Origin of the sequence: Vagococcus coleopterorum, assembly GCF_011303955.1 — a bacterium.
Classification (GTDB): Bacteria; Bacillota; Bacilli; order Lactobacillales; family Vagococcaceae; genus Vagococcus_D; species Vagococcus_D coleopterorum.
Genome location: NZ_CP049886.1, coordinates 661,513 through 685,676 on the forward strand (window position 1 = coordinate 661,513; position 24,164 = coordinate 685,676).

The window sequence follows — 24,164 nt, forward strand, 5'->3', positions numbered from 1 at the left end:
TTCAACTACATCAATGGAGCAAAGACGTTTAAAATAGAACGAACTAAGTGAGTAATCCAACGGACGTCACGAGCTTTTTCAAGGGTGATTTCTTCACAAAGGACTTCTGTATCGACGAAGTCTTGGTAAAGTTGTGGAATAGCTTCGGTTTGATACATCCAAACGCCACATTCCACATGTAAGAATAAACTACGGAAGTCCATGTTGACAGTGCCGACTGTTCCGTATAAGTCATCCACCACAAAGGTTTTTGAGTGAATGAAACCTGGTGTGTATTCAAAGATACGGACACCTGATTCTAATAGTTGCTCATAGTTTGATTTTGTCAAAGCGTGAACATAAGCTTTATCAGAAATATGAGGTGTTTGAATGCGGACATCAATGCCGCTCTTCGCAGCATTACACAAAGCTTCCATTAATAAGTTATCAATAATTAAGTACGGAGTTGTGATATAAACGTATTTCTCCGCACGATTAATCAAGTTAAGGTAAACATTTTCTCCAAGGGTCTCATTGTCAAAAGGACTATCGCTGTATGGTTGATAAACTCCTTTTGAACCTTCGATTTTTTGTGGGCCAGGATAAAAATCTTCATAACGTTCATCAGATGGACGTTGGAAATCCCAAATTGATAAGAATAAAATCGTAAAGCCCCAAGCTGCTTCACCACGCATCATAATGGCGTTATCTTTCCAGTGACCAAAACGTTGGATTTCGTTGATGTATTCATCTGCTAGGTTAATCCCACCAGTGAAGGCGACTTTACCATCGATGACAGTAATCTTTCTGTGATCACGGTTATTGAAAATAGAAGATAGGACTGGCACGAAAGGATTGAAGACAGAGCATTTAATCCCGAATTTTTCAATTTGTTTATGATACCCTTCAGGTAGGGTTAATAAACAACCAAAGTCATCGTACATTAAGCGGACATCCAAACCGGCTGCCGCTTTACGAATTAAAATATCAAGAATTTCATCCCACATCTTACCTTCATCAATAATGAAGTATTCCATGAAGATGTACTTCTCGGCTTTTTCTAATTCTTCTTTTAAAGCAGCAAAAGCTTCTTCGCCAAATGGCAAGTAAGTACTTTCTGTATTTTTAAAAGCTGGCATGCCACTGTTATCTTTTAGATAAGTTGATTGGATTGTCGCGTTAGTATGTGCGAATTGGTTAATATCTAAATCAGGCACGGTGTTAGCGATAGCTTCTTTTTCTTTTTCTAAAGCACGTCCCATTTTAGTATGGAATTTCTTACGAACACGTAAGCGACCAAAGATGATGTAGATGACTACACCGATAATCGGTAGGGTTGTCACAGGAACAAGCCAAGCGATTTTATAGGCGGGGTTGCTGCGGCCGTTAATAATATGTAAGATGGCTGCCAATGATAAGAAGAAGTTGACGATGTAGAAGTAAACAAAGTAGTCACGGAAGACATAGATTGAGGCAAATACTAATGCCAATTGGACAAGTAATAAGAACACGACAATGGTGATCCGGTGAGTTAGTAATTTTAAAAATTTTAAAAGTATCATAAGCTAGTTTTTAGCTCCTTTATTAGTCTTAGATAATGCTATTGTATCAAAGATTATACCGCAAAATGAAAGTATAGTATAATAAAAAGAAAAAAGTGATGGAGGGACATAAAAATGAGTTTTACTTGTTACCAGATAAACGACTTAACGCAACGACAATTATTGGAAATCATGGCACAAAGAGTGGCGGTTTTTGTGGTAGAACAAAATTGTCCCTATCAAGAAATTGATCAAGCAGACAAAGGGGCCCTGCATTTATGCCAGTGGTCTGAGTCAGGGGAGCTGATGGCCTATGCTCGTTTGTTAGACAAAGGAGAGACGGTTAGTTTTGGGCGTGTTCTCGTCACGGAGAACTACCGTAGTCAAAAATTAGGTCGTAAACTAATTGAAAAAACGATTGCGGAATTGCATGAGCGCTTCCCTAACAAAGACATTATTATTTCCGGTCAGACTTACTTGTTGGACTTCTATAAAAGTTTTGGTTTTGTAGAAATTTCGGAAGAATATTTAGAAGATGACATTCCTCATATTGATTTAAAATTAAGTTAAACCGTATAGCCTTGTTCTTTATAGTCATTATAAAGAGTGGGCTTTTTATTTTTTTCTTAAAACTAAATACATCGCTTGGTAAAAGCCAGTTTTATCATTTGAAATTCATTCTCAATTAGGATAAACTGAAGGAAGGTAATTAAGAATAAAAAAAGATACGGAGGTCATTGCCAATGTCAGTTTTAGAAATTAAAAATTTACATGTGTCAATTGAAGATAAAGAAATCTTAAAAGGTGTTAACTTAACAATGAACACCAACGAAATCCATGCCATCATGGGACCAAACGGAACAGGTAAATCAACATTATCTGCTGCGATTATGGGAAATCCTAACTATGAAGTCACTGAAGGTGAAATTCTGTTAGATGGTGAAAACATTTTAGAATTAGAAGTAGACGAACGCGCTCGCGCTGGTCTTTTCTTAGCGATGCAATACCCAAGTGAAATTGCTGGGATTACAAACGCTGAATTCATGCGTGCAGCAATTAACTCAAAACGTGATGACGATAACAAAATGTCTGTTATGGAATTCATTAAAAAAATGGATGAAAAAATGGCGTTATTAGATATGCCTGAAGAAATGGCTGAACGTTACTTAAACGAAGGCTTCTCAGGTGGAGAGAAAAAACGTAACGAAATTTTACAATTATTAATGTTAGAACCAACTTTTGCCATTTTAGATGAGATTGACTCTGGTCTAGATATCGATGCTCTTAAAGTTGTATCAAAAGGCGTGAACGAAATGCGTGGCGATAATTTTGGTGCGTTAATCATCACTCACTATCAACGTCTATTAAACTACATCACACCAGATGTGGTTCACGTGATGATGGATGGTCGTGTGGTTAAAACTGGTGGAGCAGATCTTGCGAAACGTTTAGAAGCAGAAGGTTATGTTGGAATCAGCCAAGAACTAGGCATCGAGTTATCTGAAGACTAATATTAAAGAGGAGGACAAGCTAAATGACAACCAATGAATTTACTAATTATCTTGGGGAAATTAAAGCTTACTCAGTTAGTCAAGGAGAACCTTCTTGGATGCTTGACCTAAGACAAGCAGCATTAGCTAAAATAACTGAGTTACCATTACCAGATATTGAACGTGTCAAAATTGACCGTTGGGATCTAACAAAAGTGGTAGACTTTGATGAAACTGTGGACTTTGAAGGAGTCTACAGCTTTGATCAAGTCAAAGAAAATCCATTATTAATTCAACACGGCAACATTACCATTGCTGAACAAATGCCAATGAGCTTAATCGAGCAAGGAGTTATCTTTACAGATATCTTTACAGCGATGCAAGAGCACGAAGCATTAGTGAAAGAAGCATATATGCAATTAGCCGTTAAAGCGGATGAAGATAAATTAACAGCCTTCCATGCTGCGTTCATGAGTGGCGGAATGTTCTTATATGTACCGAAAAATGTTGTGGTTGAAGAACCATTTGAAGCGTTGTATTTACAAAATGCAGCGTCAACAACAAACTTCGTAAAACACGTGCTAATCTTAGCCGATGAAAATTCACAATTTAACTACTTGGAACGTTTCCAAACAATTGGTGAAGGTGATGTTAAATCAACTGCCAATATCGTGGTGGAAGTGATTGCGAAACAAGGCGCTAAAGTGAAATTCTCTGCTATTGATCAATTAGGCGAAAATGTCACAGCTTATATGAACCGTCGTGGACATATTATGCGTGATGCCTCAGTTGACTGGGCGATTGGCGTGATGAACGAAGCGAACATTGTCGCTGACTTTGATTCTGATTTAGTAGGCGAAGGCTCTCATTCAGAAGTCAAAGCCGTTGCCATTAGTTCTGGTAAACAAGTTCAAGGAATTGATACGCGTGTGACAAATATGGCACCACATTCTGTGGGACATATTTTACAACACGGTGTTATCCGTGATCGTGGTACCTTAACATTCAACGGAATTGGTCATATTCTAAAAGGAGCAAAAGGTTCTGATGCGCAACAAGAAAGTCGTGTCTTGATGTTATCAGACCAAGCGCGTGGCGATGCCAACCCAATTCTTTTAATTGATGAAAATGAAGTCACTGCTGGACACGCTGCCTCTGTTGGTCGTGTGGATCCAGAAGAGATGTACTACTTAATGAGTCGTGGTTTAAGAAAAACTGAAGCAGAACGTTTAGTCATTCGTGGTTTCCTAGGGTCAGTCTTAACAGCGATTCCAGTTAAAGAAGTTCAAAAAGAATTAGCTGAGGTTATTGAAAGGAAGTTATCTTAATGTTTGATGCTAAAGCATTGAAAAAAGATTTCCCAATACTAGATCAACAAGTTAATGATGAACCCTTAATCTACTTGGATAATGCGGCGACAACTCAAAAACCGCAACAGGTTTTAGATGTCTTAAACAAGTACTACCAAGAAGATAATGCTAACGTTCACCGCGGGGTTCATACCTTAGCAGAACGTGCTACGAAAGACTATGAAGCAGCTCGTGAAAAAGTTCGTGCCTTCATTCATGCCAATGAAACGGCCGAAGTTTTATTCACACGTGGGACAACAACCAGTCTCAATTGGTTAGCTCAAAGCTACGGCATGGCAAACTTAAAAGCTGGCGATGAGATTGTGATTTCTTACATGGAACATCACTCTAACATTGTGCCTTGGCAACAAGTAGCGAAAGCGACAGGGGCTAAGTTAGTTTATTTAGAACTAACAGCTGATGGTCAACTAGATATGACAGATGCGAAAGCAAAGATTGGCCCTAAAACAAAAGTCTTATCGATTGCGCATGTTTCTAATGTTCTTGGGGTGACAAACCCGATTAAAGAGCTAGCTGATTTAGTTCACCAACATGGTGGGATTATCATTGCTGATGGGGCTCAAGCCGTTCCTCATATGACGGTCGATGTTCAATCGTTAGATGTGGACTTCTATGCCTTTAGTGGTCATAAAATGTGTGGGCCAACAGGGATCGGTGTTCTTTATGGTAAACGTCAACACTTAGAAAAAATGGAACCAGTTGAGTTTGGTGGTGAGATGATTGATTTCGTCTATGACCAAGAAAGTACATGGACAGAGCTTCCTTGGAAGTTCGAAGCCGGTACGCCCAACATTGCTGGCGCGATTGCTTTAGGTGCAGCCGTTGATTACTTAACTGAAATCGGTATGGATCAAATCCACGCTTATGAAGAAGAGTTAACAGCCTACGTGATGCCAAAATTACAAGCGATTGATGGTTTAACAATCTACGGTCCACAATCAAGTGATGATCGTGGTGCGGTGATTGCTTTCAACTTAGACAGCGTTCATCCCCATGACTTAGCTACAGCTATGGACATGCAAGGGGTGGCAGTGCGTGCGGGACATCATTGTGCCCAACCGTTATTGCGCTACTTAGATGTGCAATCAACAGCTAGAGCAAGTTTTTATTTCTATAATACAATCGAAGAAGCTGACCAATTTGTGGCAGCCGTTATTGCAGCGAAGGAGTTTTTTGAAAATGGCCCTATCTAGATTAGATAACTTATACCGTCAAGTGATCCTGGATCACTCAAGTCATCCTCACCATCATGGTGTTTTAGATGATGCCTCAACTGAAATTGAAATGAATAACCCAACGTGTGGTGATGTCATCCAGCTTCAGTTAGCCATTGACGACAATGATAAAATTTCAGATATCCGTTTTTCTGGTAGTGGTTGTTCGATTAGTACAGCTAGTACAAGTATGATGACGGATGCCGTGATTGGAAAAACAACTGCCGAAGCCTTAGCCTTAGTTGATCAATTTTCAGAATTGGTTCAAGGCAAAGACGTCCCTAACATTGATGATTTAGGTGACGCCCAAATGCTTGGTGGAGTGGCTAAATTCCCAGCTCGCATTAAATGTGCGACATTAGGTTGGAAAGCTTTAGAAAAAGGTATCAAAGAGAATCAAACAACGACAGTTGAAACAGCTAGTCATTGTGACACACATACAGAACAAGATTAAATAGTAAAGGAGAGCCATTACTCTTCTCGCTTTAGTGAGTTAGAAGTATGGGACATCGGAGAGCCATTCCTCTTCTAACTTTAGTGAGTTAGAAGTAATGGACAACGACCTCCAATAAAAGACTACAGAGTAAAGGAGTGCTGACCATGAGTGAAGAATTTGAACCAATTGAAGTCCCTGAGTTAGAGGAATATAAATACGGGTTTCACGATGATGTCACATCAGTCTATGAAACAGGGAAAGGGTTATCTGAAGATATCGTTCGCGAGATTTCTGCCATCAAAGAAGAACCAGAATGGATGTTAGATTTCCGCTTGAAATCTTTAGCAGCCTTCAATAAAATGCATATGCAAGAGTGGGGACCTGATCTATCAGATATCGATTTTGAAGCCCTAACTTATTATAAAAAAGCCAGTGACGAGCCAGCTCGTGATTGGGATGATGTACCAGATAAAATCAAAGAAACCTTTGAACGTATCGGGATTCCCGAAGCAGAACGTAAATACTTAGCTGGCGCTTCAGCCCAGTATGAATCAGAAGTGGTTTACCACAACATGAAAGAAGAGTTTTCTAAATTAGGAATCGTCTTCACAGATACGGATTCTGCCTTGAAAGAATACCCAGATTTATTTAAAGAGTACTTTGCTAAATTAGTGCCACCAACTGACAACAAGCTAGCTGCTTTAAACTCAGCGGTTTGGTCAGGTGGAACATTTATCTATGTACCGAAAAATGTTAAAGTTGATGTGCCATTACAAACTTACTTCCGTATTAACGGTGAGAACATGGGACAATTTGAGCGTACCTTAATCATCGTAGACGAAGGCGCAAGCGTTCACTACGTAGAAGGTTGTACCGCTCCGACTTATTCAACAAACAGCTTACACGCTGCCATCGTTGAGATTTTTACGCGTAAAGATGCCTACTGTCGTTACACAACAATCCAAAACTGGTCTGACAACGTTTATAACTTGGTAACAAAACGTGCCAAAGCTTATGAAGGTGCCACAGTGGAATGGATTGATGGTAACTTAGGTGCTAAAACAACAATGAAATATCCAAGTGTTTACTTAGATGGACCTGGTGCTCGTGGAACGATGTTATCAATCGCTTTCGCTGGTGAAGGTCAAATCCAAGATACAGGTGCGAAGATGATTCACAACGCACCAAATACATCATCATCAATTGTTTCTAAATCAATTGCCAAAGATGGTGGAGAAGTGAACTACCGTGGACAAGTAACCTTCGGCAAGAAGAGTGCTGGCTCAATCTCACATATTGAATGTGATACGATCATCATGGATGATAAATCTAAGAGTGATACGATTCCGTTCAATGAGATTCACAACAGCCAAGTTGCCTTAGAGCACGAAGCGAAAGTCTCAAAAATTTCAGAAGAACAATTATACTACTTAATGAGCCGAGGCCTATCAGAAGGCGAAGCCACAGAGATGATTGTTATGGGATTCGTAGAACCATTTACAAAAGAACTCCCAATGGAATACGCAGTAGAATTAAACCGCCTGATTCAGTACGAAATGGAAGGTAGCGTTGGATAATATAAAAGAAAAAGTACCTACTCAGTTGAGTAGGTACTTTTTCTTATTTTTCTAAATGTAAAATGGGATATGGTTTATCAAAACCATCTCGTTCACTTCTTGAAACAATTTTAAAGCCATGCTTCAAATAAAAATCTTTCGCACGATGATTTTGTTCGTTCACGTCAATTTTGTTAATTTGTTTATGTTCAATTAACCAAGTTAAAATCTGATGCCCATACCCACCACCTATTTTTTCAGGATCAAGGAATAACATATCTAATTCATTATCGCTTGTTCCACTGAAACCGATTGGCTGCTGCCCATCGATAGACCAGACACGTAATTCTACATGATCTAGAAATTTTGGTATTTGCTCTTTATAAAAATCCAAGTCATTTGGGCTAAGGAAATCGTGTGTTGCTAACGCAGATTTCTCCCATATACTTAAAATTAAATGATAATCTTGTGGTGTTGCTAGTTGATTTTTTAACATAGTAGTTCCTTCTTTCAAAAGTTTTTTTATCAGCTCCTTTCCATTGCACATTTGATAATTCTTTGGGTAAACCCCCAACTGAAATAAATTTTCATATTTATTACTCCGTTTCATAGTTTTAATAATTATATTATATATTAGAAATAGGTTAGTGGTCAATTTGAATATGCGAACGAAAAAATGTATGAAATGAGTTATTATATTTTTAATCATAACGTATAGAAAAGAAATTGATTTTTGAAATAGCTCCTCAAAAACTAAATGCCATGTTAAATGCCATTTGAGTGAAAACGAATGATTCTTAATGATTTGTTAAAAGTAAAGAATCAGTATGTTTACTGAGTTTGATACAAATATAATATTACTGATAATCTAAATCTTTAATGGAAGGTAGTGTTGGTTAATATATAAGAAAAAGTACCTACTCAGTGGAGTAGGTACTTTTTCTTATTGTTCTAAATGTATAATGGGATATGGGTTATCAAAACTATCTCGTTCACTTCTTGAAACAATTTTAAAGCCATGCTTCAAATAAAAATCTTTCGTACGATGGTTTTGTTCGTTAACATCAATTTTATTAATTTGTTTATTTTCAATTAACCAAGTTAAAATCTGATGGCCATACCCACCACCTATTTTTTCAGGATTAAGGAATAACATATCTAATACATTATCGCTTGTTCCGCTGAAACCGATTGGCTGCAGCCTGTCGATAGACCAGACACGTAATTCGACATAATCTAGAAAGTTTGGTATTTGCGCTTTATAAAAATCCAAGTCATTTGGACTAAGGAAATCGTGTGTTGCTAACGCAGATTTCTCTCAAATACTTAAAATTAATTGATAATCTTGTGGTGTTGCTAGTTGATTGTTTAATATAATAGTTCCTTATTTCAATTTTTTTTAGCTCAACAATTCTCAAAATTGGGATTTTTGTAATTAATAATTCAACGCCAAATTCAAGCTAAAATAAGTTTTCAGTAATCTTATAAATACCAATAGTAGGGTTTATTTGGTAGCTATAGTACGAGATTGATGAAAGTCCTTCCTTCTCTGCGGTAGTTAGTTATGAACGGGAAAATACAGAGCCGCCAGTAAGAAGTATTCCATGTTCAATACAAAAAGCGGGCTGATTATCCGATTTAATTATATGGATGCCTTCATCGGTCCAGTGTAATCAACCCAATGATTTAACGTGCTAGGTAGAGATATAGTTAGCAACTTTTTCATAATAGACAGTAGTGGCTAATGTAGTAATCACTCTGCTTCTTTTTTTATTCATTTGTTGTTACCTTTTAGTTAGATGGAAGTTTAGCTCAAATGAAAAAGACGCTCCAAAATGATGGAAACGCCTTTTTCAAACTTCTTCTTAATATTGAATGCTTAATGCTTCTTGATAAACTAAGCGATGGTATACTATATAAGTATTTAAAAAACTAAAACTTATTTGAAATTCGCAATTCATTTTCAAGTTGTACATTAATTGGTTGAAGAACCCGATACTCATTCATGATTTCATCATATAGATCGCCATTATAATTTAATGCTTCGACTGTGATGGCTACGCTATATCTTACACGTGTTTTAGTAGTTTCTCTATCTAGAGCATGAACTGTCAAGAAAGGGTAATCTAAAGTTTTGGCGAGACAAACTTTACTTCGTTTTACCACAGTGTCCCATTTTTGCTCGTTTCTTCTATCTGCTTCAGAGGCAAATTTCATTGGTGTTGAACTAGCTTGAATAGTACTTTGATTAAACCCTTTCGCTTTCAATTCTTGTATTTCTTTAGATTGATGAACAATATTCCTTGCATAAGAGGTTTTACCTAGTCTGTAATTAAATTTATTTTCATTTGGATAAAAAGTGTCCTCTAATGCAGTTGATGTATAACCTTCAGCAAATAGAGGATTGGGCTGAGTATCAGAGACAATTGTCCATGAAATTTTGTACTTTTTAGCTGAACTATTTTGAGGTAATGGGATTCGCAATTTAGCTGAATTTTTTACAGACATTTCATTATTATATAAGATAGTAACTTTATTCTTAGAACATGTCAAAATATCATCAGTTCGTGAAATACAAGCCCCGTAACCTAGTTCATGATTGACTTCTTGAATTTCATTTGATGCATTTTGAGTTAAGAGAGCACGAGCAGTGAGTACTCCAACATCCTTACTTTTTAGCATGAGCTCAGCTGCTTTTTTCGCAACTACAGGTGCGGAAAAGCTTGTTCCCATAACATTGTTCATAGAAAATGAATCTGAATTTAATACTTGAAGAGGGCGACTAGTAGAGCCACCATGCTCACATAAATCTGGTTTAATTTTACAACCCTCTCGCCCAAAGCCAACAGAACTATATATGGCTCGGGAGTAGTCACCACCTTGATTTATAGAATAGGAACCAACACCAATTCCGTTAACCATATCTGCTGGTGACTGGATTCTATTAAGAGGAGATGGTTTAGAACCAGTATTTCCTACCGCTACAGTGAATAATTTTTTATAATCATAAGATAGCTGATCCAATGCTGTTGTGAATCGGCTAATATCATCATCCAGAATATTTCCTATTGGGCCAACAGAAACGTTAAAAACATCAACATCCTTTAATTTAGGAACAGCTTCTTCGATAAGGTCGATTGACTCGTACAAATCGATATCATCAGAATCTGAAGTTGGAAAAACACGAATACTTTCTATTCCTAATATAGGGGGCATTAATTGTTCGTCTTTCTTCATACCATATAAGTCACCATATAATGCCATACTTGCAACATTTGAACCATGTTGAGTAAACATATTACTAGGTGGAGAGGCAACTTCAAAATTCTGAGTAACGTAGCTTGAGAAAAAAGGATTTCCCAAGTTCACTCCGCCATCAATTATTCCTATTTTTTTTGTGGGTATAGGTGGGGCAACAGGTTCTTTTACTTTTACTATGAAGGGATCTTTGCTAAAAGAATTAACTTCAACTTTAAGTGGATGTACTGTTCTTAAAGGGTTGAACTCTGCAACATTTTTTAGTTTATCTTTTGAAATAATAGTACTTACAAATAGAGGTCCATTATCATACTTTTTGTATTTAACTTTTTGGCGCTGTTCAGCTGTTAGATCTAGTAAAGAATAGAGTTTTTCTAAAACTAACTGTGTTTCTTCAAATGGATGTAGAACTAACTCAACACGTCCGTTATCCCATGATTCTTCAAAACCAAGGACAGTCTCATCAACATTTAAAATATTTATTTCTTCTATCTTTCTTAAATCATCTTTGAAGCTTTTCGTATTAAATGACGTCAAAGTTTTAATATTATTATCTATATTATTAGGGTCAAGTTTGATAAAATTCATTTTACTTTCTTTTCCAGAGTCGGTAATCCATTTTCGAGAACCAATATTTTCGTAATTTAAGTTTCTAAAAAAAGTTTCAGGTGTGTAAGACTTAGCGAGGAAATCCTCATGTAAACGAACAGTAACAACAATTTTATTCATTCTTTTTTCTTCAGGTATTTTTGTTATCTCTGATTCTAACTGTTTCAAATTTGAAGTAACTAATTCTAATGCTTCAGAATAAGAACGGGGGTATTTTTTTGGCCCACCACCACTGCTTTTAGTAATTGGCTCTACTAGGTTTTCGCCACGACCAAGAATAGGTCTACGTTCATTTGACATAAGTTATTCCTCCTCTTTTAAATATCTATTTATTGAAGATAATGGAAATCCTGTTAATTTTGCTAAATCTCTTTGAGTAGCATTTTTTTCATACTCTTTTTTTAGTGCCACAACTAATTTTTTCTTTAAGTTATGTTCAGAAATTACATTTGTTTCGATGATACTCTTGATGGTATTTGTTTCTATGCTTCCGCCAGAAACAATTTGTTTTTGTAATGAACTAGAACTGATTTGTTCAATGTCAGAAGGGGAAACATCAGTTAATGTGGAACTTAAAAAAAAGATGAAGTCATCATTTATTTCAACAACTCCTCTATCTAAATAATATTTCCAAAGTTTGAGTCTAAGTGATTTATCTGGTTTTTCAACTTCAATTTTCAAATCGAATCTTCTCCAAATTGCGTTGTCCAAAAGTTCAGGATGGTTTGTTGCTGCAATTAGAATACAATCGAATGGCCAAGTTTCTAACTCTTTTAAAAGAACGTTTACGGTTCTTTTTAATTCTCCAAGATCACTAGAATCATCTCTTCTTTTAGCAATTGCATCAAATTCATCTAAAAATAGGATAGAAGGGGATCGTTTAGCGTAATCTAAAACCTCTTTAATATTTTTCCCAGTTTTCCCAAGATAGCTTGAAATTGTGGAAGATAAGTCCAAGGTAATAAGTGGTAATTGAGTTTTATTGGAAATATATTTGGCCAAAAATGTTTTACCAACACCTGGTTCTCCGTAAAGAAGTAAACTATTAGAAGGAGCAATTCCAAAATCAATGAGTTTTTCCATGTGCTCCCTATTTTTTAAAAAGTTATCTATAGTTTCTTCATATTTTTTTGAAAGAAAAATTTTTGAAGAAAAGTCTTCGTTATTCTCTAGTTTTACGAGACTGTTTAATCCTTCTTCATCTCTCGGTACTGGTTCTTGACCAAAAGCTCTTGTTAAAGAAGCACCTGATCTGTAATTAGATAGAAGGGCTGAAATTTTTTTTGCAGTATCTTCATCCTCTTTCTTTAGAGCGCGAATAATGTTAAGAGAAGATAATTCAACTGTCTCAATATCATTTTCAAACGCAGCCTTAATTAGATTTGGGAGATTTTTATTTATATGATTCATTTTTAACCAACCTTTCTTCAGTGGGACAAGGATAATATACCATTAACAAAGGTTTTTATCAACTTTTTGTTCCTTTTTTAAATTTTTATTTAAAACGGGACATAGCTGAGTTTAGATTTTTAATATAGCTCTATATAAGCTATATTTTATTTTTTTGAATTAAATAGTATAAATATCTTCCACTGTTTCTTTAGTTTAATCAATTTTTTTATACTAGCTATCCATTATCGGTTTGTGAGCTATGCTATAATTTTAATAACATTGATTAAACTATTTTTTGATATTTATTTAGAAAAGAAAAGGAGATGAGGTTCAATATGAGAATAAAAGGTCAAATTGAGAAAACTTTTCAAGAGAACTCTATTTACGCACAACCAATGCAGGCTGTTAACCAAGCAAGTTCCTTGAATGCGTTATCAAGTGATTTATATACAGATTCAAAAAGATTTATTTATGAGCTTTTACAAAATGCAGATGATTCTTGCAAAAATGATAAACCTATTAAAGTATGGATAAAAATTTTTGGTGATAATTTAGTGATAGCACATTCTGGAAGTCCTTTTACAAAAAGAGATGTTCAAGGAATTTGTAATATAAATAATGGTACAAAGAAAACGGATATATCGAAAACTGGATACAAAGGTATAGGTTTTAAATCAGTTTTTGGTCAATCTGATAAAGTCACAATATACACGGAGGATGAGTATTTTAGTTTTGATGCTAATTATCAATTTGAGTGGGCTTGGGAAGATACTAAAGAGCATTGGGAAACGAATAACGATAGGGAATTTCAATTTCCTTGGCAAATTATCCCCATATATACAGAATCAAAAGATATTTCAAAATCTATCAATCAATTTGTTAAAGATGATGAAGTAAAAGTTGCAACAATAATCCATATGAAAAATATACATGAAACAAGTGAAGCCATTCAAAGTCTAGCTAATAATTTAAATGTTTTTTTATTCCTTAAAAATATTTGTGAAATAAATTTTGATTTAGAAGAAAAAAATAGTATTAAAATCGATAGATCTGTCGAAAACAGAATAAGTTTGCAGAAAAATAATGAGGCTCCAATTGATTGGTTAATAAATACAATACAGTTAAAAGTTCCTCAAAATGTAAAATATGAAATGCAAGATGAGAGGAATGTTCCTGATAAATTACTAAAAACTGAAGTAATAGAATTAGCTCTGGCTGCAAAAATTGAGGCAGATGGGATTGTTAAACTATCCAATCATGAAAAGCTTCTTTATTCATATTTACCTACCGACGAAACTAAATATTCCTTGCCAGTTCTTGCTAATACAAGTTTCTTAACTTCTGCCAATCGTGAGTCACTTCATACAGATTCCAAATGGAATCAGTGGCTGTTTAAAACAATAGCTGTTGAGATTTTTCGTTGGATATCAGTATTAGTATTGAGTGAATTTAAATCTGAAGCCTATAAATTGATTCCAAATAAAAGCGTTGAAAATGATTTGGGTAAAGCATTTAATGAAGGGATAAATGAAGCATTAAAAAGCGTTCCATTTATACTTTCAAAACAAAATGAATTAATTAAAATTGAGAATACTATAGTTGATTTTACATCTTTATCTGATAAAAAATTTATAGAAAAAGATTCAATAAAATTTTTTGCTACTAATAGAGGTAATACGGTACTTTCAGTTCAAGATAAGCAGTTCGCTAAAAACAAACAGTTTTTTTATGATTTTAAAAAAATGGGTGCTATAAGTTTTGAGTGGAATGATTTAAAGTCTTTTCTTTCATCAAAAAAATTTATTGAGACCCATACGATCAGCAATAATATTGATTTAATAAAATATATTAAAATAGTATGCTCATCTGGGAAAAATATGGTGATTACTGAGAGTTTCTGTAGTGAACTTCCATTTATTTGGGATCAAAAAAATGTTCTTAATTATCCTAATAGAGTATGTTTTCCAGTAGCGGGTGATGACAACTGGAATAATCCTAATAATGAATTGTCTTTTGTTCATCAAGAATTACAAAATTGGTTAGTAATTGATATGGATAGCAGACAATGGCTAGAAAAAATTGGGGTTACCGAGAGAACAGATACTACCTATATAGCTCAGAATATTTTGCCTAATGCAAATTCTTATATTACAAAAGATAATGCGATACAGACAATCAGAGAATTGTTCGGTTTATATATGAAAGGTGAATTAAAAAAAGATTTAATCATACAATTAGCAGATTTGAAATTACTTACTTTAAATGATACTCTTTGTCCTGCAAAAATGTGCTATCTTTCGAATTATTATAATCCGAGATTAAAGAGCGAAAAAATTTTAGAAAAAGATATTTTTGTTAGTAGCTCCTACTGTGAAAACCCTTTATATAAAGATGAATGGAAAATATTTTTTAAAATGCTTGGAGTTCAAGAAGGCATTTCAGAAATAAAATATTTAAACAAAAGTTCTACATCTAGTTTAGTTGATTCAGGTATAAAAAATGAATATTTCGAAAGTGAAGACAAGTATTTCAAACCATACGTTACTATTTTTAAAGCAGATACTTTTAGTGAAGTAATAACCATGAACTACATTAATTTTATAGAAAATAACTATGAATTTTCTTTGGGATTTTGGAATGATTATATAGAAAACTTTGATAATGAAAGTCTAGAAATTCCAGCTAGAGCCTACTGGGGAAATCAAGGAAGACTAGGTAGACGAAATGGTGATGCTGTGGGAAACTATGTTCCATGGCTCATTAATAATGCTAAAATTATACCTACTCTTTTGAAGAAATGTGAGATATCAAGTAAGGTATTACTAAATACAAAGGAAATTAAAGAACTCTCTGGAAAATACTTACCAGTTTTTAGTGGTCCTGAGTTGAACTCTGATTGGAGATCATTTTTCAATTTTAAAACTGCTTTAAATGTAGCTGATTATTTAGAAATACTAAAACAAATCTCTTTAGATACTGATAAAAACAATTACTTGAAAAGTGAAAATTATGAGAGGATTCAGTCTATATACTCTAAATTATTAATACAATGTATCAATTGGAATACCGATGATATAGAGACCGTAAAAGCTTGGTCACGAACTGAACAATTGTTAAATACGAAAAGACAATTTACAAAGTGTAACTCTCTTAAATTCTTTTTAGACGGTAATGAGAATGTATTCCAAGAGCAATATATATTCATGATGCTTAGTGCTGAAAATAGAGAGCATCCAAACCTAGAAAAGCTATTAGAATATTTTCAAGTAAAGCTATTAAGACAAAGTGAATTTGAGTTAATTTATCATCAATTGGAAGAAGCTACATCTTTAAAAGAAAAACTAAGAAGGATACTTCCGTTTTTTGGAATTTGGATTGCTAGTGAAGATAACGATAGTGATGTAGTCAATATAGTAAATGAATTACAAGCAAAAGTTAGTGATTTGGAAATTTACCAATCTGATCAGTTTGAAATCACATATACAGGTATAGATTTTACTAAAGGTGTAAACACTCACTATAATGAACGAAAGCTTTATGTGACTTATCCTTGGAATTCTAATAGTGTATTTTTGACCCTATCAGAAATATTGTGTAAATATTTCTGTTTGAACGGATATGGTAAAAAACTCGACTTTTTACTTAGATCAACGCAGGATGAGATTCAAGAGTATTTTGAACAAGAAGAATTAGAAATTCCAGCTACACTTTACAATGAATTTGATTCTAACACTTTAATAAAAAATTATCCTATTTCTAATTTTGCAGATATTGAAAAAGTGGTTAATGAGAAAGAAACGACCTTAGAATTTTTTCACATGTCTAAATCAGATTATGAAGGACTAAAGTATGCGGAGAGACTTATATCCAGATCAGTAGAAAACGTGCTGAGTCATTTAGAAAAATTACCAGAGTATGATTGCTCAAATTATTTTAAAATTGCTACTAGTATTATTGGTGGTATAATCAAAAATGGCAATGAAATAACTGTAGTAGCAAGACCATCCGATAATAATCAAGTATTAATATATTACACGTCAGAGTTTGATGTTCTTGAGTACGTTGATGCTGAACTTTGGTATGAAGATGGAACAAATATTCCTCAAAAAATCACAATAGGTCAACTTTTGAAAAAAACTGGTGTAAACAGAATACCTATAAATACTATTGAACTATCAGAAAGTGAAATTGAAAGTTTAACTAATGAGTCAAAATCCGAAATTTTAGAGTTTAATGCGGTACCTTATGCTCCACAAAAAATAGCAAAAATTATATCATCTTTAGCTAATACGAGTGGAGGTAAATTAATTTTTGGAATGACAGAAATATCTCCAGATTTGAATGAAGTTGTAGGGCTTAGTAAGGATTTTTCTGTTACAGAAATTACTAAAAATGCAATTTCCCTGCTATCTCCTATTCCAAATGTAGTCTTTGATTGGGCGATACATGAAGACAAAAGCATTTTTGTAATAAAAACAGATAAATCAGGTGAAGATATCCTATTAGGGAATAATAAATATGTTAGAGTTGAATCTCAGAGTGTTATAGAAGGAAAATCTGAGCAAATAACTCAATTGAGTGCGCCTAGATATACTAGAACATTAGCTATCATCATTGCTATAGAAGATTATACAAAAAGGGAAAATAATCAAATTACTAAAGTCAAGTATGCTATTGATGACGCGCTAGAATTTAAAAAAATGTTAGTGGAGTCTATGAATATCTCTAAAGAAGACATAGTAATGATTATAAATGAAAATGCATTGAAGAGTAATTTAGAAAATGATTTAAAATACCATTTTTATAATTTAACTGAAGAAGATCGCTTGATTTTTTACTACGTTGGTCATGGATTTCATGATGGTATTACCAATTATTTATCTACTTTTGATATGCACCCGTCTAATGTAATTGAGACGGCCGTTTCATTAAAGAGAATATTATTAGAGCCTCTACAAAAATCAAAATGCAATAATGCACTTATTTTTATAGATGCATGTGCCCAAATGTTTCAAAATCCAAATGAGAGGAATAACATTAAGGATATTAATGATGAAGAAATCAAACTATTTTCAAGTGAGTTCCCTTATTATGCTACTTTTTTATCTTGTCAAACAGGAGAAAGTTCTTATTCAAGTGATAAATTAAGTAATGGAATATGGACGTATCATTTAGTAAAAGCATTGAAAGGTCAGGTGCCTGAAGTACTTAGTAATAATAAATATATTACGGATATATCGTTACAAGAGTATTTATCTAAAAGTGTGGCGGAATATACAAAATATGAGCTAGGCTATAATCAAAATCCTAAATCAATTTTAGATTCAAGTTATACAAGCGTTATATCTGAAATTAAAAATTAAAATTCTGACAATAATAAAGTGATATGGATCAAAGATCTTTAGGGTTTTTGTATTAAGGTGTTTTATTAGTATTTATTCTAGCTCGCAATTTTCTTACTAAAAATCATCCGAAATATCCATGTTTTTTTCGTTGAAACAGTTTGAAACTAACTCAAAACTAACTACAATTAGCAAAAATTAACGGGATACAACAGTATTCACTAGAAAAACAGAATACTGTTATATCAACGTTTAGAGTCTCTTAGAGCCTTCAAAAAAAGCTAACTTTCTGCTGGAAGGGTCAGTGGGGTAAGTATATTATTTAAGCTAGAAATGTTGTTTTAACAACATTCCTAGCTTTTTTGTTTGTCTATAAATCTAAAATGCTATCTGAAAAGCTATCGATTTGTCAGACACTTAAATAATTTTCTTGCTTTTAACTAGTATTTTCAGATTGTTCAGGAGTAACATGTGCATAGGTATTTATTGTTGTTTGGCTCATATCTAATAGAACAGACTCTAAGTATTTATTAGATTTAGTATCGGATTACATGAAGCTATGGGAGATTAAAAACCATCTGATTACCGATATATCTAATTGAGGAATTATGGTAGATCAAGTAGACTCTCGAGGTCATGAGGTAACCCGTAAGAATGAGAGTTTAGTGGAGTTACTTAAAATATCTAAACGAATGACAGATATACTGGTATTTTTAGGATTAGAATCTGTAGAGCTATATGAAGGGGATATGACTATAAAATAACAGGAAGGGCTGTCGTTAAATTGGTGGTTCGTTTTGTTATATCTGATGTATAATGTGAATGAAATAAAAGCGTTATGTGCGGCTAGTAATATATATTATTATTTTTTTGACTTGCTTTACTAATCATGACATTTTCAGTTTAGAGGCTAGTCAGTATGAAGGGAGATTTCTATGTGGAAGAAGGTACACGGACTGGTAAAAAATTGGATTAAAAAAAATAGGATAGGTGACGTATTTAAACTGATAGTGAATTTTTTGATTGAAAACTATTTATTTTTATTGGTGATATTAGCATTGCTATTGTCAGCTTGGAAAGTATTACTTCTTTTATTAGGAGGTATAATAGTTATCGTAGGGCTAACATTATTTCTTGTGTTTTTTATTTTTTTGATATTTATTTTCCCTAGTTTTTTATTTTTATCATCGTTATGTGATATTTTTTGTTCCAGGTGGCTAAAAAACTATAAGGATAATAATATGACAAAATATCAGGTTCCTATGTTTGTTTATTATTTTGCAGTTTTCCCGATGTTTATAATATCAGAATGGATAAAATTATATATTTTAAAATACTCTGATCTAGAGGAAGTCTCAAATATTTTATTTAGCTCGGAGGCGATATTGCTTATGGTGATGTTGCTTTATGTCATAGTAATAAATCTGGGTATGTATTTTCGGTTGAAGAACATAGACGATAGTAATTTTTTATTGTCAGTTTTAGACAATCATCATTCGTTTTTGAAACTATCTTTTATTCCTGCATCATTTTTGCTTACTATATTAGGAGTGATAACTATTTTTAGTGATATTAAAATAAATTTTAGGGACTCTTTTGCTATTTTTGATAGATTTATATTTTTTACAACTCCCCTCAATGACATTGTAAACTGGTTAAAATTTATTATTTTAATTTATATAATGGCTATTCCCATTCAATTAATGGGATTATTCATGAATAATATCCTAATATATTATGTTAAGTACGCTGGTCCGTATAAACAGATACTAAATAACTTATATAAGTCAGTAGCTAAGTTTGTCGGAACGTTGATCAAATGATTAGTGCATTAAAATTTTTTAAGCATGAAAAGGATTATATCATGCTTAGGTGATTAGTTGGTGTTATTCAAAAGTAGGTATCTTGATTGGTTCTATAGTTAAGGACTGTTCGGGTGATATAAGGGAGGAAATAATGTGAGTTATGTTTATATAGATGAAAAAGGACCACAAGAAACTATACGGATTGCTAAAGATTTTTCTCATGAAAAGCGTTTGAATTTAGCTGATGATAATATGAGTTCGTACGTTGCAAATCTTTTTAGTGTGAAAAATTCGGTAAAAGGAAAAGTTGAAGATGAATACAAAAAAATAATTAATGGATTCGAGAGGCAAAATAAATCTTCTGAGTTGAAAGGGCAACAAATATTAAAATCTCATTTTAACTATGGAATTGCAAACATGCATACAAAAGAGGTTAACTTTTACACGGAGTTGTTAAAAATTCTTATAGAGAACGACTGTTCCAACTTATGTTTTGCGATTAGTAAATTTTCGATTGTTGTTAATGTACGGTTTAGTAAGTGGTTGTTAGAGTTGCAAAGAGACAGGCATATACATAATGTTCATTTAATAAAATACTCGATTACTAAGTTCTTTGAAATAGAGTCGTCGCAAGAGCTTAATGAATTGTTATTTGATAATAATATAAGTAATAAAGAGTTTATAAGTGCACTTATTAAAGAGTTGAAAGAATTCATAGATATTCATAGTAGAAATAAAAGAATGGAAATGCAAATTTCGGAATATAAAAATATGGTTAAGGTATTTAAACAGCATAAGCATAGATTAAGTGAAATAGACTTCGATGAAGTTCAGTTTGATTGGGAACAATTTAAGTGGTCGATAGATTTGTGGGTTACTGAAAACAAAGTAGTTAATAATTGGGAAGGCGAAGAAAACCAACTTTTTTTAGATGAAGGGATACCTGATTTAGGTTTTTCAGAATTAGGTTTTACTGATGTTCTAAAAGGCCAAGAATCTCATCAACATATAGGGTTACAAATAACTGATATGTTAGTAGCTTTAATTGGTAAGCAAATAACTAAGATGGGAAGTGCATTGAGATATGATGCTGAAAATCCAAGTGTAACAACAAATCTGCCAAAAGAATGGTTTGAAATGGATGAGGAAAACTATAAATTAATATGTCTATTGAATAAATATTTAAATCAAGGACAATATTCTTTGATTTATGATACATTTTTTGATGATCTTCTAATATTCACCTCATATTTGGAATATATAAGTTCGTTTGCTAATTATTATGATTTTAAAAAAGGGCTAAATCATAGTAAGGGTTGTAGGGATAAAATGATGTCAGACAGTGAAATAAGATGGCTAAAATTTATAGAGATAACTAAAGTATGTAATGATCTGTTTGGTAGTGTCTTAGGGGCTATAAACGAAGGGGAATTAAAGAATATATAAGGCTGATTGCAGTTTTATTTGTACATAATCACTCCTTTCGGTGAGGCTGTTTTTTATATGACTGTTGATATAAGAAAAATAGAGGTGGAAATAAATGATATATAATATAATATTCAATGTTGATTTTTTTAGGGATGTGTTATCAGGTTTAACTATCAGTGTTTTAGTCGGGGGATTTGGGGCATTAGTGTATCCAGTTATTAAAAACTCATTCTCGAAATCGGTGGCGGAAAAAAATGATGAACTAAGTGAACTAAAGCCTGTGAGTAAAAATTATTTTGACGAAAATGTCAAAGACAAAACGATAGATAGGATTGGTTGGTGGCCTAATAAAGCGGTTAAGAATATTTTATCTTATAAAAAATTAGAACTTACAATTAGAGATATAGCTGTCATAACTTTATATGAAAAAGACATAAAAGAATTATTGAAACTATTTAATAATGATAAAAAAGATGGATTGATTACAATTATTGCTAATAGGGATGCTAAAACAAAAGAGTATTATATAACTAGATTTGGACCTGTGAATAAAAAAGACAACCGTTATAAAGTGAATTCAGAGAATGTAACTGATATAAGTGATAATTAAAAAAGCACCTACTCAAAAATGAGTAAGTGCTTAGGTTGCCCAGCTAAAAATAATATCTAATCGATTAAATAATCACTTAGATATATTAAGATTAAACCACTAGACCATTAGACCTTTATATAATGGCTAAATATCAAAATTTGTTAATGCATGCTATTTAGTGGGTGAAATGTTAGTGGATAGTGGAATAATAGTTGATATTAGACAAGGCAGAGCTCGAAAGAGCACCGTCTTGTTTGATTTATTTTTGATATTGATTTAAAATTCCTGATTTATGTTGATTTTGTATTTCAGGGGTTATGTACAAAACAATCAAATAGAAAAATAATTAAAAGTTATTTAATCATTATTAAAAAGGACAATAAAGCTTTTTCTCAAGAAATTATCTAGAAACAATTAAAAATTAGGATTCCAATTATATTCAATCGTTTTATAACGGCGTAATTTTAAATTGGGGTCAACAAAAGCATTTCTAATTGGGAATTTCATTTTATTATCATATTGAATTTGAGCAATGAAATTGTCATTTGTTGGATATAAAGCTCTATCCTTTCCTTTACGGACCTCTTTTTTATACAAAATCAAATAAATCAAATCGGCATCCATTTTTCCGTGTTTTACTTTGTTCGATGCGAAGCCGTAAGTCTCAAGTTTTTTTAACTGTTCTACAATTTCAGAGATGTTTTTTTCAACATGGTTAGGTCTTTTTGCTCGATTAAGATAAACAACAGCCTTGATTCTTTTTTCGTTTTCAAGACTAATATCTTCGATTTCAGTAATATGGTAATCCTGGGTCTCGATATCTGAGTAGTGTCTAAAACTATCCTCAAACTCATTTCTATCTTCATCATTAACAGGAAACATTAATACATTTCCGCTTTGATAGATGATTTTGGAAACATCCTCAACTGTAATTTTTCCATTACTCAAATTATTGATATCTGAGCAATTGATCGTAAAGAAAGAAGTAACAGTTTTAGGAGAGTTAAAAGAAATCATTACTGTGTCTTCCTGATTAAGTTGTCTTAGATGGAAGATTCGTTCTGCAGTATATATTCCAAAAAGAATTCTTTGGTCCACATCCAAGTCAGTGCCAATAAACTCAACATTTATATGTTTTCTTTTTCCAGATTCGTTATCAATATCAACTTGGTATACCTTATCACAGGCAGTTAATAAGGTGGACATTGATAATTTTTCGAAGAAAAGGGATGTTTCTTCATTAATCAAAGAGTTACCAGAGACTTCGTTATATGATATGTTTTCCTCACACAAATAGCTGAACCAAGATAGTATAATACCGCTTACTCCATCAAATAGTCGTAGAAGGGAATCTTTAAAATCATAGACCGTTGACTCGTGTTGGAAATGTTCTTTTCCAATTCTGAATGAAAAATAAATTTTTGGTCCAACTACTTTGACTCCGCCGTGAGAAATTGCGTTTCGAATATTAGCATCAGCTAAAGCGGTTATGTTTTGATAGCCCCTTTTATTAGATTCAAGTAATTCAATTTGAGGCTTTAATGTTTTTTGAGATAAGTTTTTATTATCTTTAGCGCTTTCAAAAGTAATAAAAAGCTTTAATAGTTCTCCGAATACTCCATTTAGAAGGTCATTGTAAATGTTAATGTTGAAAATTTTAGCTTTAAGTTCTTCGCTTCCTTTAAACCTATTCATTAATAAAATTCTACTTTCTATATCCAATAAATTTTGATATGCGGTAGAAAGAAGATGAAAGTTAGATAATAGCGTTATCGACATATTTTCTTTGCCAATAGAACGTTCTAATTCTCGTATTTTCGTATAAGAAAATGTGAATAACTCTTTGTCCCAATGTTTTATTTGAGGGTTTTTCAAGTATTTATACAGAATTGGATGATAAATTGATGGAAGAAAATCAGGTTTTTTAAATAAGTTGATAAATGTATCAGTTACTTCATCTAATCCAACTTCATTTTTTTCTTTCCAGCAATTTATATAGTCAGTTTTTTGCATAAGTTAACCTCCTAGATTTTAAATAAATTATACTTGATTTAAGCAAAGATTAATAAGGAAATTTATTTTTATTAAAGCATCTGCAACAGTTTGAATCTGACCAACTAAATAGATGCTGAAAAGGTAAGGTCTATGTGAT

The 24,164-nt window shown here is 33.0% G+C and carries 16 protein-coding genes; 10 read left to right on the top strand and 6 right to left on the bottom strand.

Going from position 1 to position 24,164, the window contains the following annotated elements; translation table 11 throughout:
- Positions 1-5: 5 nt before the first annotated feature.
- Positions 6-1,541 carry a cardiolipin synthase gene (cls, locus tag G7081_RS03390; protein ID WP_166007405.1) on the bottom strand — a complete coding sequence of 512 codons (1,536 nt, stop codon included), beginning with the start codon at positions 1,539-1,541 and terminating at the stop codon, positions 6-8.
- Between the two features lie 114 nt (positions 1,542-1,655).
- Here cls and G7081_RS03395 point away from each other — a divergent pair, with 114 nt between their 5' ends.
- The 6 genes from G7081_RS03395 to sufB all read left to right on the top strand — a co-directional run bounded on the left by G7081_RS03395 (position 1,656) and on the right by sufB (position 7,607).
- Positions 1,656-2,090, top strand: a complete 435-nt coding sequence (locus G7081_RS03395; protein ID WP_166007407.1) for a GNAT family N-acetyltransferase — start codon at positions 1,656-1,658, stop codon at positions 2,088-2,090.
- 173 nt (positions 2,091-2,263) lie between these two features.
- Positions 2,264-3,031: a Fe-S cluster assembly ATPase SufC gene (gene sufC / locus G7081_RS03400; protein ID WP_166007409.1), complete on the top strand. Its 768-nt coding sequence runs from the start codon at positions 2,264-2,266 to the stop codon at positions 3,029-3,031.
- 23 nt (positions 3,032-3,054) lie between these two features.
- Positions 3,055-4,338 carry a Fe-S cluster assembly protein SufD gene (sufD, locus tag G7081_RS03405; RefSeq protein WP_166007411.1) on the top strand — a complete coding sequence of 428 codons (1,284 nt, stop codon included), beginning with the start codon at positions 3,055-3,057 and terminating at the stop codon, positions 4,336-4,338.
- On the top strand, positions 4,338-5,573 hold the full coding sequence (locus G7081_RS03410; protein WP_166007413.1) for a cysteine desulfurase: 1,236 nt from the start codon (positions 4,338-4,340) through the stop codon (positions 5,571-5,573). Before sufD ends, G7081_RS03410 begins: the two co-directional genes overlap by 1 nt.
- Entirely contained in the window at positions 5,560-6,048 is a 489-nt protein-coding gene (sufU, locus tag G7081_RS03415; RefSeq protein ID WP_166007415.1) for a Fe-S cluster assembly sulfur transfer protein SufU, read from the top strand. Before G7081_RS03410 ends, sufU begins: the two co-directional genes overlap by 14 nt.
- A 146-nt stretch (positions 6,049-6,194) precedes the next feature.
- On the top strand, positions 6,195-7,607 hold the full coding sequence (gene sufB, locus G7081_RS03420) for a Fe-S cluster assembly protein SufB (protein ID WP_166007417.1): 1,413 nt from the start codon (positions 6,195-6,197) through the stop codon (positions 7,605-7,607).
- A 43-nt stretch (positions 7,608-7,650) separates the two neighbouring features.
- On the opposite strand, the gene G7081_RS03425 is transcribed toward sufB, so the two are convergent.
- The 4 genes from G7081_RS03425 to G7081_RS03440 all read right to left on the bottom strand — a co-directional run bounded on the left by G7081_RS03425 (position 7,651) and on the right by G7081_RS03440 (position 12,863).
- The gene (locus G7081_RS03425) at positions 7,651-8,133 is read right to left on the bottom strand and encodes a GNAT family N-acetyltransferase (protein ID WP_338064554.1); all 483 of its coding nucleotides are present in this window, start codon (positions 8,131-8,133) and stop codon (positions 7,651-7,653) included.
- 396 nt (positions 8,134-8,529) lie between these two features.
- Entirely contained in the window at positions 8,530-8,859 is a 330-nt protein-coding gene (locus G7081_RS03430) for a GNAT family N-acetyltransferase (RefSeq protein ID WP_238786661.1), read from the bottom strand.
- Between the two features lie 659 nt (positions 8,860-9,518).
- Complete coding sequence (locus tag G7081_RS03435) at positions 9,519-11,753, bottom strand: S8 family peptidase (RefSeq protein WP_166007419.1); 2,235 nt, start codon at positions 11,751-11,753, stop codon at positions 9,519-9,521.
- Positions 11,754-11,756: 3 nt separating this feature from the next.
- Positions 11,757-12,863: an AAA family ATPase gene (locus G7081_RS03440; protein ID WP_166007421.1), complete on the bottom strand. Its 1,107-nt coding sequence runs from the start codon at positions 12,861-12,863 to the stop codon at positions 11,757-11,759.
- A 317-nt stretch (positions 12,864-13,180) separates the two neighbouring features.
- Here G7081_RS03440 and G7081_RS03445 point away from each other — a divergent pair, with 317 nt between their 5' ends.
- From G7081_RS03445 to G7081_RS03460, 4 genes are all read left to right on the top strand, one after another.
- Entirely contained in the window at positions 13,181-18,208 is a 5,028-nt protein-coding gene (locus G7081_RS03445; protein WP_166007423.1) for a sacsin N-terminal ATP-binding-like domain-containing protein, read from the top strand.
- Positions 18,209-19,122: 914 nt separating this feature from the next.
- The gene (locus G7081_RS03450; RefSeq protein ID WP_166007425.1) at positions 19,123-20,010 is read left to right on the top strand and encodes a hypothetical protein; all 888 of its coding nucleotides are present in this window, start codon (positions 19,123-19,125) and stop codon (positions 20,008-20,010) included.
- A 135-nt stretch (positions 20,011-20,145) separates the two neighbouring features.
- Positions 20,146-21,438, top strand: coding sequence for a hypothetical protein (locus G7081_RS03455; protein WP_166007427.1), 1,293 nt, complete (start codon positions 20,146-20,148; stop codon positions 21,436-21,438).
- A 94-nt stretch (positions 21,439-21,532) separates the two neighbouring features.
- Positions 21,533-22,030, top strand: a complete 498-nt coding sequence (locus tag G7081_RS03460; RefSeq protein ID WP_166007429.1) for a hypothetical protein — start codon at positions 21,533-21,535, stop codon at positions 22,028-22,030.
- Positions 22,031-22,426: 396 nt separating this feature from the next.
- Here G7081_RS03460 and G7081_RS03465 read toward each other — a convergent pair whose 3' ends face one another.
- Entirely contained in the window at positions 22,427-24,025 is a 1,599-nt protein-coding gene (locus G7081_RS03465) for a hypothetical protein (RefSeq protein WP_166007431.1), read from the bottom strand.
- Positions 24,026-24,164 lie beyond the last annotated feature (139 nt).

Excerpts from the sequence above, each read along its gene's own strand:
- G7081_RS03465 (WP_166007431.1), bottom strand. The coding sequence starts at position 24,025 with ATGCAAAAAACTGACTATATAAATTGCTGGAAAGAAAAAAATGAAGTT.
- sufU (WP_166007415.1), top strand. The coding sequence starts at position 5,560 with ATGGCCCTATCTAGATTAGATAACTTATACCGTCAAGTGATCCTGGAT.
- sufC (WP_166007409.1), top strand. The coding sequence starts at position 2,264 with ATGTCAGTTTTAGAAATTAAAAATTTACATGTGTCAATTGAAGATAAA.
- G7081_RS03425 (WP_338064554.1), bottom strand. The coding sequence starts at position 8,133 with ATGTGCAATGGAAAGGAGCTGATAAAAAAACTTTTGAAAGAAGGAACT.
- G7081_RS03440 (WP_166007421.1), bottom strand. The coding sequence starts at position 12,863 with ATGAATCATATAAATAAAAATCTCCCAAATCTAATTAAGGCTGCGTTT.
- G7081_RS03450 (WP_166007425.1), top strand. The coding sequence starts at position 19,123 with ATGTGGAAGAAGGTACACGGACTGGTAAAAAATTGGATTAAAAAAAAT.
- cls (WP_166007405.1), bottom strand. The coding sequence starts at position 1,541 with ATGATACTTTTAAAATTTTTAAAATTACTAACTCACCGGATCACCATT.
- G7081_RS03395 (WP_166007407.1), top strand. The coding sequence starts at position 1,656 with ATGAGTTTTACTTGTTACCAGATAAACGACTTAACGCAACGACAATTA.
- G7081_RS03445 (WP_166007423.1), top strand. The coding sequence starts at position 13,181 with ATGAGAATAAAAGGTCAAATTGAGAAAACTTTTCAAGAGAACTCTATT.
- G7081_RS03460 (WP_166007429.1), top strand. The coding sequence starts at position 21,533 with ATGATATATAATATAATATTCAATGTTGATTTTTTTAGGGATGTGTTA.
- G7081_RS03435 (WP_166007419.1), bottom strand. The coding sequence starts at position 11,753 with ATGTCAAATGAACGTAGACCTATTCTTGGTCGTGGCGAAAACCTAGTA.
- G7081_RS03410 (WP_166007413.1), top strand. The coding sequence starts at position 4,338 with ATGTTTGATGCTAAAGCATTGAAAAAAGATTTCCCAATACTAGATCAA.
- sufD (WP_166007411.1), top strand. The coding sequence starts at position 3,055 with ATGACAACCAATGAATTTACTAATTATCTTGGGGAAATTAAAGCTTAC.
- sufB (WP_166007417.1), top strand. The coding sequence starts at position 6,195 with ATGAGTGAAGAATTTGAACCAATTGAAGTCCCTGAGTTAGAGGAATAT.